This window comes from Streptomyces sp. NPDC048442 (genome assembly GCF_040651475.1).
In the GTDB taxonomy this organism is placed as follows: domain Bacteria; phylum Actinomycetota; class Actinomycetes; order Streptomycetales; family Streptomycetaceae; genus Streptomyces.
On record NZ_JBEZKB010000002.1, the window covers coordinates 174814 to 188979 of the forward strand.

Annotated in this window: 19 protein-coding genes; 10 read left to right on the plus strand and 9 right to left on the minus strand. The window is 70.1% G+C overall.

Going from position 1 to position 14166, the window contains the following annotated elements:
* Window positions 1-4: 4 nt before the first annotated feature.
* From AB0D18_RS04580 to AB0D18_RS04595, 4 genes are all read right to left on the minus strand, one after another.
* Complete coding sequence (locus AB0D18_RS04580) at window positions 5-1186, minus strand: M23 family metallopeptidase (protein ID WP_362412683.1); 1182 nt, start codon at window positions 1184-1186, stop codon at window positions 5-7.
* A 112-nt stretch (window positions 1187-1298) separates the two neighbouring features.
* A complete protein-coding gene (locus AB0D18_RS04585; protein ID WP_362412686.1) occupies window positions 1299-2462 on the minus strand; it encodes a methyltransferase domain-containing protein in 1164 nt (387 codons plus the stop codon).
* 4 nt (window positions 2463-2466) lie between these two features.
* Window positions 2467-3087 (minus strand): ATP-binding protein, encoded by a 621-nt coding sequence (locus tag AB0D18_RS04590; protein WP_362412689.1) that lies wholly within the window; start codon window positions 3085-3087, stop codon window positions 2467-2469.
* Between the two features lie 42 nt (window positions 3088-3129).
* Window positions 3130-3609, minus strand: a complete 480-nt coding sequence (locus AB0D18_RS04595; protein WP_362412692.1) for a hypothetical protein — start codon at window positions 3607-3609, stop codon at window positions 3130-3132.
* Between the two features lie 156 nt (window positions 3610-3765).
* Between AB0D18_RS04595 and AB0D18_RS04600 the strand changes: the two genes are divergently transcribed.
* The 5 genes from AB0D18_RS04600 to AB0D18_RS04620 all read left to right on the plus strand — a co-directional run bounded on the left by AB0D18_RS04600 (window position 3766) and on the right by AB0D18_RS04620 (window position 6422).
* A complete protein-coding gene (locus AB0D18_RS04600) occupies window positions 3766-4599 on the plus strand; it encodes a helix-turn-helix transcriptional regulator (protein ID WP_362412695.1) in 834 nt (277 codons plus the stop codon).
* Window positions 4596-4859: a DUF397 domain-containing protein gene (locus AB0D18_RS04605; RefSeq protein WP_362412698.1), complete on the plus strand. Its 264-nt coding sequence runs from the start codon at window positions 4596-4598 to the stop codon at window positions 4857-4859. The genes AB0D18_RS04600 and AB0D18_RS04605 overlap by 4 nt, the downstream gene beginning before the upstream one ends.
* 42 nt (window positions 4860-4901) lie before the next feature.
* The gene (locus AB0D18_RS04610; RefSeq protein ID WP_362412701.1) at window positions 4902-5165 is read left to right on the plus strand and encodes a DUF397 domain-containing protein; all 264 of its coding nucleotides are present in this window, start codon (window positions 4902-4904) and stop codon (window positions 5163-5165) included.
* A gap of 117 nt (window positions 5166-5282) precedes the next feature.
* The gene (locus tag AB0D18_RS04615; protein WP_362412704.1) at window positions 5283-5660 is read left to right on the plus strand and encodes a VOC family protein; all 378 of its coding nucleotides are present in this window, start codon (window positions 5283-5285) and stop codon (window positions 5658-5660) included.
* A 225-nt stretch (window positions 5661-5885) separates the two neighbouring features.
* Window positions 5886-6422, plus strand: coding sequence for a GNAT family N-acetyltransferase (locus AB0D18_RS04620; protein ID WP_362412707.1), 537 nt, complete (start codon window positions 5886-5888; stop codon window positions 6420-6422).
* 30 nt (window positions 6423-6452) lie between these two features.
* Here AB0D18_RS04620 and AB0D18_RS04625 read toward each other — a convergent pair whose 3' ends face one another.
* Window positions 6453-7484, minus strand: a complete 1032-nt coding sequence (locus tag AB0D18_RS04625) for a hypothetical protein (protein ID WP_362412710.1) — start codon at window positions 7482-7484, stop codon at window positions 6453-6455.
* A gap of 198 nt (window positions 7485-7682) precedes the next feature.
* On the opposite strand from AB0D18_RS04625, the gene AB0D18_RS04630 reads away from it, so the two are divergent.
* Entirely contained in the window at window positions 7683-7910 is a 228-nt protein-coding gene (locus tag AB0D18_RS04630) for a hypothetical protein (protein WP_362412713.1), read from the plus strand.
* Between the two features lie 157 nt (window positions 7911-8067).
* On the plus strand, window positions 8068-8517 hold the full coding sequence (locus AB0D18_RS04635; RefSeq protein ID WP_362412716.1) for a nuclear transport factor 2 family protein: 450 nt from the start codon (window positions 8068-8070) through the stop codon (window positions 8515-8517).
* Here the strand turns inward: AB0D18_RS04635 and AB0D18_RS04640 are convergent.
* A complete protein-coding gene (locus tag AB0D18_RS04640) occupies window positions 8469-9164 on the minus strand; it encodes a class I SAM-dependent methyltransferase (protein ID WP_362412719.1) in 696 nt (231 codons plus the stop codon). The two genes, AB0D18_RS04635 and AB0D18_RS04640, sit on opposite strands and share 49 nt — an antisense overlap.
* Window positions 9165-9470: 306 nt before the next feature.
* Here AB0D18_RS04640 and AB0D18_RS04645 point away from each other — a divergent pair, with 306 nt between their 5' ends.
* Both AB0D18_RS04645 and AB0D18_RS04650 read left to right on the plus strand, forming a co-directional pair.
* The gene (locus AB0D18_RS04645) at window positions 9471-10283 is read left to right on the plus strand and encodes an ANTAR domain-containing protein (protein WP_362412722.1); all 813 of its coding nucleotides are present in this window, start codon (window positions 9471-9473) and stop codon (window positions 10281-10283) included.
* An 89-nt stretch (window positions 10284-10372) separates the two neighbouring features.
* The gene (locus AB0D18_RS04650) at window positions 10373-11116 is read left to right on the plus strand and encodes an ANTAR domain-containing protein (RefSeq protein ID WP_362412725.1); all 744 of its coding nucleotides are present in this window, start codon (window positions 10373-10375) and stop codon (window positions 11114-11116) included.
* A gap of 54 nt (window positions 11117-11170) precedes the next feature.
* Here the strand turns inward: AB0D18_RS04650 and AB0D18_RS04655 are convergent, their stop codons facing one another.
* A complete protein-coding gene (locus tag AB0D18_RS04655) occupies window positions 11171-11419 on the minus strand; it encodes a hypothetical protein (protein WP_362412727.1) in 249 nt (82 codons plus the stop codon).
* Window positions 11420-11554: 135 nt separating this feature from the next.
* Between AB0D18_RS04655 and AB0D18_RS04660 the strand changes: the two genes are divergently transcribed.
* The gene (locus tag AB0D18_RS04660) at window positions 11555-12088 is read left to right on the plus strand and encodes a DinB family protein (RefSeq protein ID WP_362412730.1); all 534 of its coding nucleotides are present in this window, start codon (window positions 11555-11557) and stop codon (window positions 12086-12088) included.
* A gap of 30 nt (window positions 12089-12118) precedes the next feature.
* Here AB0D18_RS04660 and AB0D18_RS04665 read toward each other — a convergent pair whose 3' ends face one another.
* A complete protein-coding gene (locus AB0D18_RS04665) occupies window positions 12119-13369 on the minus strand; it encodes an ABC transporter permease (RefSeq protein ID WP_362412733.1) in 1251 nt (416 codons plus the stop codon).
* A complete protein-coding gene (locus AB0D18_RS04670) occupies window positions 13366-13998 on the minus strand; it encodes an ABC transporter ATP-binding protein (protein WP_362413415.1) in 633 nt (210 codons plus the stop codon). The genes AB0D18_RS04665 and AB0D18_RS04670 overlap by 4 nt, the downstream gene beginning before the upstream one ends.
* Window positions 13999-14166: the final 168 nt, after the last annotated feature.

Below are 14166 nucleotides of genomic sequence, written 5' to 3' on the forward strand. Positions count from 1 at the left end.
CACCTCAGAGGGCCACCCCGTGTTCCCGCAGCCACGGAAGCGGGTCGATGCCCGACCCCAACTGCGGTGTCACGCGCACCTCGAAGTGCAGATGCGGCCCGGACACGTTGCCCGTACGCCCGCTCAGCCCGATCACCTCCCCCGCCGCCACCCGCCGCCCGGTCCGCACCCCGAACACCGACAGGTGCGCGTACTGCGTGAAGTAGCCGTTCGGGTGCCGCAGGATCACTTGGTTGCCGAAGCCGTCCCCGCACCCGAGGAAATAGACCGTTCCGGCCCCCACGGCCCGCACGGGCTCCCCGTCGAAGACGGCGAAGTCCTGACCGGTGTGCCGGTGCTTCCAGCGCCCTCCCGACTCCGCGAACCCCGACGACATCGGCGCGGGATCAACGGGCTTCACCCACTGCCGCGCAGCAGCCCGGCCGCGCGACGACGACGGGGACGGGGACGACGGCGAGGACGGCGGCGGCCCGAGGGGCTCCACCTCCACCCCGCTCCCGCACGCGGGCCCGGGGGCCCCACCGGCCGGCGCCCACCCGCCGCCCGTCTTCCCCGCCCGTCCGGAAGCGGCAGCCGCAGCCGCAAATGCCGTCCGCCGAGCCGCCTCCGCCGCCCGCAAACGCTCCTGCGCCTCCTCCAGCTTCCCTTCGATCCGCTCCCGCGCCCCCGCCTGCCGGGCCAGTTCGCCCTTCAGCGTCCAGAGCACCCGCGCCGACTCCACCCGGTCCCGCGCGAGCCGCGCCCGGGACTCCCGTACACGCGTCATCAACGAAGCGGTCGCGTGCCCGCCCCGCTGCGCCAGTGCCACCCGTTCCATCAGCTGCTCGGGCGATTCAGCGGTCAGAAACCGCAGGGTGTACCCCGTCCCACCCTCACTCCCGCCCCCACCACCCCGGTACTGACTGCGCGCCAACGCGCCTACGACTCCCCGGAGTTGACCCAGCCGCACCGCCTCCGCGGCCTCCGCGTCCCGCAACCGCCGGACCTTCCCCCGCCCCCGCTCCACGGCCTTCCGTGAAGCCTCGTGCGCCTTCACGGCCACGGCCGCCTCCCGGTACAACCGCTGCACCTCGGCCGCCTCGGGCACAGGCTCGCCGCCGTACCCGCTCCCACTCGCCGCCACCACGAGAGCGCCCGCAACCGCCACCGACACCGCACACCTGCGTGTGAATTCGACTCGTCGCATTGACCGACCTTGACCACCAGGCACCCAATCAGCCCCGCACCGGCCCGAAAGACGCGCACGACGGTCACTCCGGTGCAGCAACGGAAGCGCGGACCGATGCCCCGCGACCGCCCTACGGCAAGGCCGCCCAGCCGCCGGACGGATCGTCGAGCCACACCCGCTCGCCCTCGGAAGTCACCGTGAGCCCGAAGCGCTCATGCCCCGGCCTGCCCGCCCCCTCCCACCACGCATACGCGCTCTCCACCTCGTCCCACAGCCGACGCGGCCCGTACTGCCACACACGTGCGCTCCGCCCCCTACGGAACTGAACGCACGCCCACGAGCGACTCCCTTCGGTGCCGTACCACCACACCGCCTGGTTTCCCTCCTCGTCCGCCCGGTCGACAGTGCGCAGAAAGTGCGGCACTCGCACCCCCAGCACGAAGGCCCACGGATCGAACTGTGCGCTGAGCACGGCAAGTTCACGCGGCAGGTCGCTCCCCGACTCGTCGCCGTCCGTGACGCCGCCGCCGACAAACTCGTCGTGCACCACCGCCGGCTGCCGCTGAGCCCTGAGCTTCATGAATTCGACGGGCCCCATGAAGGGCCCGGAAGCACTCGCACCGTCGTCGGCGACCACGAGGCGGACCACGGCGTCTCCGTTGGCGTAGTTCACCCCCCAGGGCGCCACGACCACACCCCCGGGCAGGGTCTGCCGTACCCACGCCCAGGGAACACTCCGCACTCCCACGGTCGCCACGACCCGGTCGTAGCCGGCACCGGATCCGTCCGGGTCGCCCTCCGCCCCGTCACCGCACACCACCCGCACCGGCATCCCGAACCTTCCCAGCGTCCCCCGCGCAACCTCCGCGACCTCCTGGTCCACCTCCACCGAGACGACGTTCGCGGCTCCGAGGCGATGGGCGAGCAGGGCCGCGTTCCACCCCGTACCCGTACCGATCTCCAGCACCCGGTCACCACGTCGTACGCCCAGATACTGGAGCATCCGGAACACCACCGACGGCATGGAGGCGGAAGAGGTGGCCACCTCGCCCGGCTCACGGCCACCGTGCCGGCCGTCGTCCCACTGCGTGACGATCGGTACGTCCGCCCCGGCATACGCCTGCCACGGCCCCGGCTGCTCGGCCCGGCTCACGGGGATGCTCCTGCCCGTCGCCATGTCCCAGGGCCAGATGAGCTCGGGGAGGAAGGCGGAGCGGGGCACGGCCTCGAAAGCGGGGGCCCAGTCGGGGCTGAGCACCCCGGCCGACACGAGGGCACGCTCCAGCTCGCCCATCTCCTCAACCGCCCTTCGGCGTCTGGGGGTTGGGCACTCCAGGGCCTCCGTCAGGAGTCGGCCCCGGATTCGGCGGCGGATTCCACGGTGTGCCCGGCAGCTTGTCTCCGCCGTCACTCTGCACGACTGCCACTTCTCGCTCCCTGTGCTCGCATGCCATATGCACTCGTACGGTCTTACCGCCTGCCGCGTCCGTTCGCAGGAACCAGCTCAACTCACCCAATCTGCCCACCAGACGGAGCCCCCGCCCGCACTCGCCGCTCTTGCCCGGCGGTACATCCGCGCCCTTGCCCCTCAGGAACCCGGCCACCGGGTCGGAGACGTCCACCAGCAGCCCGCCGTCCTCCAGCACCGCAAGCCGCAGCCAGGCGACACGATTTCGGACACGGGCGTGCCGGACGGCGTTCGTGACCAGCTCGGAGACGACGAGGACCGCATCGTCGATGTCGCCCGTCCAGCCGAGGACGGTCAGGCAGGTGCGGACCCGGGTACGGGCGAGGGCCACCGCGCGCGGCTTCAGTGCGCACTCGGTGGACCACTCGCGCACGACCGGCGGGAGGAGGGTGGGGGCAGGGGCGGGGGCCGGGGCAGGGGCGGGGGCAGGGGTGGCGGGTGAGTGGAGCACGTTCCGGACCTCGTGTTCGTGGGGGTGGGGGCGGAGCGAGGGTCAGGCTTGTTCGTCCGTACGGAGAACTCCGTATCGGGTGACGGCGCAGGCCACCCTGTGGAGGACCTGCGCGTCGACGAACACGCTGTCCCGGGCGGGGCGGGCCAGCCACGACACAGGAGCCGTGTTCCCGGACCAGGCGGGGACCTTGACGAAGTCGCCCGCCCGCCCGTCCAGCCGCTTGACGCCGGGCGGCCAGCGCAGGCCCGTACCGGCGCCCGGCTCGGTGAGGAAGTGCACGACTCCGTACGGGCCCGGGTCGCCGACGATCGCACCGGGCGCGTTGCCCGTCGCCACGAGCAACGCGTCGACGATCTCGAAGGCGAGCTGCCCGATGACACGGACCGCACCGAGATACACCCCCACCTTCGCGGGTGCATGTCCGAACACCGGTGCCCATGGCGGAACGAAGGGTGTTCGGTCTGCTCTCAACTCGGCCTGGGTAGCGGTGAGTTCAATACCGGCAGGTTCGCTCATCATGGGTGAAAGCGTGTCAGCGGCCGACTACCGTCGGTACTCCAGCCGACCCGTAGAAGTGAACTTGCGGCTCGGAGAGGAATCCGATGCGGCCCGGGTGGGGAGCCTTGAGACCCCGTTGCGGGTTTGGTGAGGCGCACTGTGGGAGGGCGGAGACACATGGGAGATCAGAGCAACGGCAATCGCGGGAAGCCGCTCATCTGGAAGGTGTTCGGGCTTCAGCAGAAGGCACTGCGTGTCCATCGCGGGGTGACCCAGGAGCAGTTGGCGGCACTGACGGAGCGGAAGTACTCCCTGTCGACCGTACAGAAGGTGGAGTCGGGAACGCTGCGGCCCCAGCCGGACTACGTCGCGGACGTGGACAAGGCGCTGGGCGCGGACGGAATGCTCATCGCGCTGAGCGAGGAGCTGACGAAGCCGGGCTATCCGGAGTTCTTTCAGGAGTACGCGGACACAGAGGCGCGGGTACAGCGGCTCTATACGTACGGCGCGCACACCATCCACGGACTGTTGCAGTCCGAGCAGCACGCCAGGTCGGTACTCACCGCCCGCGTTCCCTTGCTGGACGAGGACGACATCGAGACTCGTGTCAGCGGGCGTCTCGAACGACAGGCCCTGCTCACTCGAAAGCCTGCGGCGACGCTGTGCTTCGTCATCGAAGAGCATGTGCTCCGCCGTCCGATCGGGGGGCCGACCGTCCACAAGGAGCAGTTGGACCACTTGGCGGCCTGCGCCCGCATGCGCAACATCTCCATCCACGTTCTACCGACCGATGTAGACACCCACGTTGGTCTCGACGGGCCCATGACCCTGTTGACAACCGACGAAGGTCGGTCCGTGGTCTACGTGGAGTACCAAGGCGGCGGGTCCACCTTCTACGCCAGCCCCAAGGAGGTGGACGCACTGGAGCAGCGGTATGCAATGATCCGATCGCAGGCCCTTCGGGCACCGGAGAGCGTGAAGTTCATCGAGGAACTGGCAGGAGCGCTATGAGCAACGTGCCCCCGAACTCGGCTTGGTGGAAGTCGAGTTACAGCGGCAACGAAGGCGGCGAGTGCGTCGAAATCGCCCACGGCTGGCACAAGTCCAGTTACAGCGGCAACGCGGGCGGCGAGTGCATCGAAATCGCCACCTGCACCTGCGCCGACGTCCACGTCCGTGACAGCAAGCTGGGCGACGCCTCCCCCACCTTCGACGTGAAGCCCACCACCTGGGCGGCATTCGCGTCCTTCGCGGCGGCCCACGCCGTCTGACCCGTACCGCCCCCGCAGCAACGAGGACCCGACAGGAGCGCCATGACTGATTTCACGCCCCACTCAGCCTGGTTCAAGTCGAGTTACAGCGGCAACGAGGGTGGCGACTGCGTCGAGGTCGCCCACGGCTGGCACAAGTCCAGCTACAGCGGCAACCAGGGCGGCGACTGCATCGAAATCGCCACCTGCACCTGCGCCGACGTCCACGTCCGTGACAGCAAGCTGGGCGACGCCTCCCCCACCTTCGACGTGAAGCCGACCACCTGGGCGTCGTTCGCGTCCTTCGCGGCGGCCCACACCGTCTGACCCGTACCGCGTACGAACGGGGTCCCGCCAATGTTGGTGGCGGGACCCCGTCGCGCACTCACGGTAGCGAAGACCTTCTCCCCGCCGGGGGACATGACCGAAAGCAGGTTGCCCCACATGGCATGCCGTATCAGTGAGCTCGTGCTCGAATGCCGCGACCCCGAGGCGCTGGCGCGCTTCTGGTGCGAGGTCCTGGACTTCGTCGTACTCGATCGCGAGGAGGGGGCCATCGAGATCGGACCGCGCGAAGGGTTCGGCAACGCGCAGCCGACGATCGTACTCAGCCCCCACGACGAGCCGAAGAACGAGAAGCAGCGCCTGCACATCGACGTCAGCGCCACCGACCGCGACCAGGACGCCGAACTCGAACGCCTCCTGGCCGCCGGAGCCGTGCCCGCCGACGTCGGCCAGACCGGCGAGGAGTCCTGGCACGTGCTCGCCGACCCCGAGGGCAACGAGTTCTGTCTGCTCAGGGCCCGCATCGCCCAACTCTGACGGGGCTACGCGAAAGTCCCTGGTCAGCGGCCCGGAAATGCATTGCCCGTACGGAAGAACGGTTGTTACTCTCACGCCGACGCGAGAGGCGCGTGATCAGCGGGACAGGGAGGTTGATGAATATGGCTGCCGTCGCCCGTCATCAGCATGCCCTCGTCCGGCCCGCGCGATAACCGCGATAACAGAGCGCGGCCCGGGTCGGTCCCCATCGACCAGGAGAATCACATGACTTCCTCTTCCGCTCCTTCCTCCTCCGCGCCTGCCTCCTCCGCGCCTGCCCATGCCGACCTTTCCACCGAGCGTCTGATCCTCCGGTCCTGGTCCGCGAGCGAGGCCGCCGCGGTCCTCGACGGCACCAGGTCCAAGTCCTGGGCGGACGACTTTCCCGCCGACGGCGACCGTGTGATCGCGGGCCTCTTCGCCCGCTTCCCGGACTGGCTCGGCGAGTACGGCCACCGTCTGATCATCGAGCGTGAGAGCGGCGCGGTGGTCGGCTCGATCGGCCTGTTCTGGCCGCCCAGCGAGGGCGTACTGGAGATCGGCTACGGCATCGTCGCCTCCCGCCGCGGCCGGGGCTACGCCCCCGAGGCCACCCGGGCCATGACGGAGCTCGCCCTCGGCGCGCCGGGCGTCCACACCCTGTGCGCCAACGTGGAACTGTCGAACCCGCCCTCGGCCCGAGTGCTGGAGAAGGCCGGATTCCAGCGCTGGACCTCCGACGAGACCACGGCCCGGTTCAGGATCACGAACCAGGACCAGTAGCAGGGCGACCCCCGCCCCGGGGGGCAGCCCTCAGAAGGGCGGTTCGGGGTACGAGGTCGGGGCGGCGGGCGCCCACCCACCGCCGCCCTGTTCCTGCTGGAGGTGGGCTTCCAGCTGGGGGTACGCGCGGCGGCAGGAGCCGCAGAGGGTTTCGTCGGCGACGGGCCGGAAGGCGTGGGTGCCGGGGCCGTCGCACTCGACGAGAGCTCTACCGGGGGCGGCGGGGGCGCCAGGTGGGACGGCCGACGGAGCAGGGGCGGCGGCACGTGCCGCGTCGGCGGCGGCGAGTCCGGCCACGTCCGGGACGTTCCTGCGCAACCGGGTGGTGACGAATCCGGCGGCGTTGAGGATCGGCCCGTCCGGGAGGTCGTGGCTCAGGGCGTGGTGGATCTCCCAGGCGGGAATGCCGCTCTTGAGGCGTTCGGCGATGTTCCCGGCGAGGTAGCGGACGTTGCGGAAGGTCATCCGGAGGTCGGAGCGCTCGCTCTGGAGCTCCCGCAGAATCCGCTCGGCAAGCGCGAATTGAGGCTCTTTCTCGATCTGCGGAGTGCTTGCTTCCGGTTGCTCCGCCCGCACGGTCTTCTGGGGCGGGCGGGTGGGAGATGTCTTGCTGTTCGTCTTGGTAGTACCGGTAGAACCGCCGAGGCGCCGAACAGTCGGTCCACCGACCGTCGGTTTCGATGCACCCGGAGAGGCGCCCTGAGATGCACCCGGAGATGCACCCGGAGAGGCGTCACCCCGGCGCAGGGCCGCGAACTGCTCGTCCGTAAGAGGGACGTTGCTCACCCACTGCTCGGTGTACCAGCGCCCCTTCGCCCCCTGCGCACGGTGGTCGTGGACGTACCCGAACTGGACCATTTCCTTCTTGATCCGCTTGTACGTCCCGGGCTTGATGCCCAACTTGGCCGCGTAGGCACTGAGGGACTTGTACTCGTCGCACGGCCGCAGCCCGCCCACATACCCGAGGAGCAACCGTGCGACGGGATCCATGGCGGTATGCAGGGTGAGGGAGTGCGCAACCTTGTTGAACGCGCGATCGGGCGAGATAGCATGCAGAAACATCGCGGGGGCTCCTTGCGCCTCGGTGGTGAGGCCCTCGCCCGGTGTTTGCCGCACCGACGGGGGCCGCTCTACGCGCCGTACCGCACGCGGAGAGTGATGACCCGGTCACCGTACCGCACCAACTCCACTCTCTGTGACGGAACTTGACATCCCCGCCCGCCCGCGTCGGGCGAGCACGCCGAGTCGACCTTGAGACCGGTGCGTGCCGACCTCGACGGCTACGTCTGGGGCCTGAAGTGGCACTGCCTGTATCCGGGCGCGCAGGTTCTGCCGGAGTTGGAGTCCACCCGGCGCTGGTCCCGGGAGGTCGGGATCGACTTCCACGAAGTACTCATCGAGACCAACGCGCACCGGCTCCACCTGACCTTCTCCGACCTTCAGGTGAGTGAACTCCCGGTCGGGTACGCCCCGTTCACGACGGACTGAGCGGTCGGGTGCGCTGTTCTGCGAGATCAAGGTGCTGCGGCGGATGATCGGAAATGTGGGGGCGATGTGGGGTTCGCTGCGTAGCGGCAGGTCGTAGTGGCAGAGCGGCGTCCGAATGCCGCCGGTCTTCGTCGGCCTGCTTGGTCATGCTGGCGGCATGACCCATGTGGAAGCTTCCTCACCTACGGACTCGGTGTCCGTCCTCAACGGCATGTACGCGGCCGAGGCCGAGTACCTCTCGGCCGGAGGCCCCGGGAAGGCCTCGTTCAGGGTGCTGGCGCCCTTCTTCTCGCCCGACGTGGTGCTGCATCAGGCCGATTCGCTCCCGTACGGAGGGATCTGGCGCGGACACCGGGGCATGGAGCAGTTCTTCCTCGCGATGAGTCGCGCGTGGGAGTCGTTCGACATCGCGGAGCGGCAGTTCCTCGCCACCGGCGACACGACGGTGGTGCTCCTCCAGGTACGGGCGCGGGCTCGGGCCACCGGGCGCGAGCTTGCCTTCCCGCTGCTGCAGACGAGCAGGGTCGAGGACGGGCAGATCGTCGAGGTCCACCCGTTCTACTGGGACGCCGCCGCCATCGCCGACGCCTGCCAGACCAGCGTGTAGCGCCAGAACAGACGGCGGCGCAGCCGGGCGCCTGGCAGGGCGCTGCGGGCGCCCCTGGCGATCTCCGCGAAGCTCATGCCCGCCGGGCGTACGGGGGCCGTCATCGACGGCGGGCGCGGCACTTTGCGGCCCTTGTTCTTGAGGTACGCCATCACGACGTTCGCGGGCACGGCAGCCGTGCCGATGAGATGGTCGACGAGCGACTCCGGGCGCGCGACACCCACGACGATCAGCGTTCCGCCGGGGGCGAGGTGGTCGCGGAAGCGGGCGAGCGCTTCGGTGAAGGGGAGGTGGTGCAGGACGGCGACGCAGGTGATGACGTCGTACGGGCCGGGCGGAATACCGTCGGCCATCGCGTCCCCGACGGTGAACGTCAGCGAGGCACCCGCCCGGGTGAGCTCCCGTGCACGGGTGACCATCGCCGGATCGGCATCCAGCCCCACCACCGGACCCTCGGCACGTACGGCCAGCCGCCGGGCCAGGTCACCGCTGCCCGAGCCGACGTCCAGGGCCCGGTCGAAGCGCTGGGGGAGCCGGCGCAGGATCCACCGGTGGTAGTGGGCGTTGTGGTCCCACGGCCGGGCGACGTGAAAGCGGTCCAGGGCTTGAAGGAGGCGGGGCGGCAGGGTGGGCAGGGTGGGCGTCATGACCATGCACCGTATAGAGGGTGGTCGTGCGCCACCGCGTAGCCGTACGAGGACGACCGTGTAGCCGTACGAGCGATGATGGCTCATACGGCTACACGGTCCGCCGCGTTTCCCGAGCTCCCCTACGCCCCGGCCAGCCGGTCCCGTACCCGCTCCGCCGCTGCCCGCAGCAGCTCTGCGATCCGGGGGTCCCGGAGGCCTGAGCGCCTTCAATGCGCCACCTTTGTCAAGTCCGCTTGTAGGGGACCCGGGCTTGTGCGCATCCTGGGGTCCGGTGAAGGAAACGCTGTTCAGAAGTGATGGGGCATGGCCGTGTACAGGCACGGGGAACTGACGGCACTGATCGACTCGTTGAATCCCGACGGGCCCGGACCTTCGCCGCGCTGGACCGCTCACTGCGCCGAACTGCTCGACCTGGACGGGGTGTCCGTCTCCACGCGGAGCCACTCCTCCGAACTGCTCTGGTACAGCAATGAGTTGAGCGCCCGGCTCGACGATCTTCAGTTCACTCTGGGGGAAGGGCCGAGTGTCGAGTCCACCAGGGACGGGGCTCTGTGCCTGGTCACCGACGTGCGGCGCACACCGCACACCTGCTGGCCGGCCTTTGTCCCCGCCGCCACCGAACTCGGTGTGCAGTCAGTGTTCGCCTTTCCGCTGCGGCTCGGTGCCATCCGGGTCGGGTCCATGACCGGGCACCGGCGGGAGGCCAGAGGGCTCTCGGAGGAGTGCGTCGACGCCGCGCTGAGGATCTGTGACGCGCTCACGGTGTTCCTGCTGTCCGCCGTACGTCCACATGACCGCGAGCCTCCGTATGACGGCGGGGCCGCGCCCGTGCCCGTCGGGGGCGGGCACCCGGGCGGACACCCGGGCGAACGTCCGAGCGGACATCCGGGCGGACATCCAGGCGGTCTGCACCGGGCCGTCGTGCACCAGGCGACCGGAATGCTGAGTGTCGACCTTGGCGTGGAACTCACCACCGCCCTCGACCGGTTGCGCGCCTATGCATTCGCGCAGGACAGGCCTATCGTCTCCGTCTCCCGCGACATCGTCGCCAGAAGACTCAGGCTGCCCGACGACCGGCCCCGGCCCCGGCCGCGCGGAGGCCGGGGCGGGGACTGACTGAAGGGCGACGGCCGGGGCACAAGAAAATCGGGGGAGCCGGAAACTCTGGGGCACCGTGGGAACTGTGGCAATCGAGGAAGCCGAAAATGAGCCGGGAACATGAAATGACGCTCGCCGACACCTTCGTAGAACTGGCGGACACCCTCGTCGAAGAATTCGACATCATCGACTTCCTTCAGCAACTCTCCGTACGCTGCCGCCAGTTACTCGACGTCTCCGCCGCCGTGGTACTGCTCGCCCCGGAGGGCGAACCGCTGCGGCCCGTCGCACCCTGCGACCCCGGAGACGAACTCGCCGAACTCCTCGACATCACCGCCGACGAGGGGCCCGCCCTCGACTGCCACCTTGGGGTCGCCCCGCCCCCGCCCGGCAACTTGACGCGCGTCGACCTCTCCCGGGCGCCGGACGACCGATGGGCCGTCTTCGTGCCGCTCGCCCGGCGGGCCGGGTACACCTGGGCGAGCGCGCTGCCGCTGCGGCTGCGCGGGGAGCGGCTGGGCAGCCTGCTGCTGCTCCGTACCGGCCCCGGGCCGCTCACCTCCGCCGACGTACGGATCGGGCAGGCGCTCGCCGACGCCGCCGCCATCGGCCTCGTACACGAGCAGACCCTGCGCGCGCACCGTGCCACCGGCATCCAACTGCGCACCGCCCTGCACAGCCGCATCCTCATCGAGCAGGCCAAAGGGGTACTCGCCGCCCGGCTGGAGGTCGGGGTCGACGAGGCGTTCACGGTGCTGCGCAGTCATGCGCGCAGTAACAGCCGACGACTGACGGCGGTGGCGCGCGAGGTCATCGACGACGGGTTGGTGCCGGTGGCACAGGGGCGGTGAGGCCGTGAGGGTGCGGGGATGCGGGGATGCGGGCCGGGGGCAGCAGGAGCGGGTTCAGGAGAAGCGGCGCAGGTGTTCTTCGGTGGGGCGGAAGCGTTTCGAGCAGTTGCCGCACCACCAGCGCCAATGGTGCTCGTCCGTCTCGCGGATCTCGGCCCGGGTGTCCTTCCAGAGCAGTCCCTGACGGCAGTTGGGGCAGGTCGGCGGGATCGGCGGCGGGGACGGGACGGTGCGGGCGTTGACGCGGGCTTCGGTACGGGCGTCGGTGCGGGCGTCCGTGCGGGCGTCGGTTCGTGTGGACATCCCGGCAGAGTGCACCTCCGTGAGGGTCCCGTGGGGTGGATTCGTGAAGGGGTCACCCCTTCGGGGACGGCGCGCGCGGCCCGGCTTCGATTAATCGCTCGACAGTTGCCACCGGCACGGGGACCATTCCGCTCGATGACAACTGAGCAGACAGACCCGAAGGCAACCGCCCGTACCAACAAGCCCGTTGCCTGGGACGAGCGTTCCACTCTGACGAACCATCTCGACTATGCCCGGCGCACCGCCTGGGAGAAGTGCGCGGGCGTCTCCGCCGAGCACGCGGTGGCCGCCCCGCTGCCCGGCTCGCCGCTGATGTCCCTGTGGGGGCTGATCAGCCACCTGCGCTGGGTCGAGCACTGGTGGTTCGACGTGATCTTCCTCGGCAACGAGGACGAGGGCCCGTGGACCGACGAGGACCCCGACCGCGAGATGCGGGTGGTGGACGGGGTGCCGATCGACGCGGTGATCGCCGAGTACGCGGAGAAGTGCGTCGCGTGGGACGCGCTCGTCGCCCGGACCGACCTGGACGCCCTCGCCGTACGGCCGCTCGGGGACGGCCGGCAGCCGACCATGCGCTGGGTGCTGATGCACCTCGTCGAGGAGATTGCCCGGCACAACGGGCACCTGGACATCCTGCGGGAGCTGGCGGACGGGACGACCGGGGACTGATCGAACGGGGGTTGACCGGCCCGGGACTGATCACGTACTGGCGAGGGCTTCCGTCGGTGGGAGCCTGGCCGCCCGTACGGACGGATAGACGCCCGCCACCACTCCCACCAGCACCGCGCCGCCGATGCCGCCCGCGACGCCGGCCGGCGGGACGACCGGGGGCCAGCCCTGGTAGAGGGCGTAACCGAGGGTCGCGGCGACGCCCAGGATCGTGCCGGCCAGGCCGCCGAGGGCGGAGAGCGCGACCGACTCGGTGAGGAACTGCCCTCGGATCTGGCCCCTGTTGGCGCCGAGCGCGCGGCGCAGCCCGATCTCCTTCCTGCGTTCCAGGACTGAGATGACCATGGTGTTGGCGACGCCGATGCCGCCGACGAGGAGCGCCACTCCGGCGAGGCCGAGGAAGAGCGCCGAGAACGTCGACTCCGTGGCGCGCTTGGCCAGCAGGGCGTCCGAGGGGCGGCTGACCTGGATCAGGCCCGGGGTCTGGGGGTTGAGGGTCGGCGCGAGTACCGCTCGTACGTCTTCGAGTGCCTCCTCGCGGACCTGCGCGTACAGGACGGTCGGGTGGCCGTCGAAGCCGAGCCTCGCCTTCGCCGCGTCCCAGCCGACCAGTACCGAGCGCTCGACCTCGGGTGACAGCGGCATCGCTTCGAGGACGCCGACGACCGTGAACCACGTGTCGTTGATACGGACTTGGGGTGCGGCGCCAGGCGGTACGGCGGGGATCCCGAGGCGGGCCGCGGCCGCGTGGCCGAGTACGGCGGTCGGGAACTTCTGCGTCGTCGCGTCGAGGAAACGGCCGGACTGGACGCTGCCCCTGAGGGTGGTGAGGAGGTTCAGTCTGGTGGCGAGGACGGTCAGTCCTGAGGTGTCGTTCTCGCTGGTCCGGTCCGAACGGCGCACCAGGGCATGGGTGTTGGCGACGGCGCTCGACGACTCGACCGGGCCGATCCGGTCCGTCATGCCGACGGCCTGCTCGGGGAGCTTGACCGGCGGCTCCTGGTCGGGCATCGGCTCGGCGCGCAGGGTGTTGGTGCCGAGTGCGGACAACTCCGCCATGAGGGCCTTCTGGCTGGACGCCGGAATGCCGACCACGACGATCATCGTGGCGATGCCGATGGAGATGCCGAGGGCGGACAGCGCGGCACGCATCTTGCGCGTACGGATGCCGAGCAGTCCGAGGCGGAGAAGGTCGCCGGGGGAGAGGCGGACGGGCTTGGTGCGGGCCTTGGGACTGATGCGGGACTTGGGACTGATGCGGGATGCGGACTTCGGCTTCATCGGAGCGGGCTTCCCGTGTCTGCGATCAGGCGGCCGTCGAGGATCTCCACGCGGCGCGGCAGCGAGGCCGCGATGTCGCGGTCGTGGGTGATGACCGCGATGGTCGTGCCCTCGGCGTTGAGGGCCCGCAGGAGGTCCATGACGGCACAGCCGTTGGTGGTGTCGAGCGCGCCGGTCGGCTCGTCGGCGAGGACCAGGGCGGGGTTGTTGACCAGCGCACGGGCGATGGCAACGCGCTGGCGTTCGCCGCCGGAGAGCTGGTGCGAGAGGTGGCGGGTGCGGTGGCCGAGGCCCACGCGCTGGAGTGCCTCGGCGGCGAGGGCGTTGCGCCTGCGGCGGGGGACGCCGCCGTAGAGGAGACCGGTCGCGACGTTCTCGGTGGCGGAGAGGCCGTCGGTGAGGTGGAACTGCTGGAAGACGAAGCCGAGTTGGCGGGCGCGGAGGGTGGAGAGGGCACGGTCGGAGAGGGCGGCGGCGTCCACTCCTTCGATCTCGACGGTGCCGGTGGTGGGGAGGTCCAGGGTGCCCATGATGTTGAGCAGCGTGGACTTGCCGGAGCCGGAGGGGCCGAGGATGGCGAGGAGTTCGCCCTTGTTGATGGTGAGGGAGACGTCGGCGAGGGCGGTCACACCGCCGGGGTAGGACTTGGTGGCGTTACGGACCTGGAGGACCGGGGGACCGCTGGGGAGGGGGACCGCCGGGGCAACGAAGGCGAGGGTGTCGTCGTCGGCGGACGGTCGGGAGGCCCCGCTCGCTCTGGCGGAACGATTGTCCACAGCTGGGCGGGAGGGAGCGCT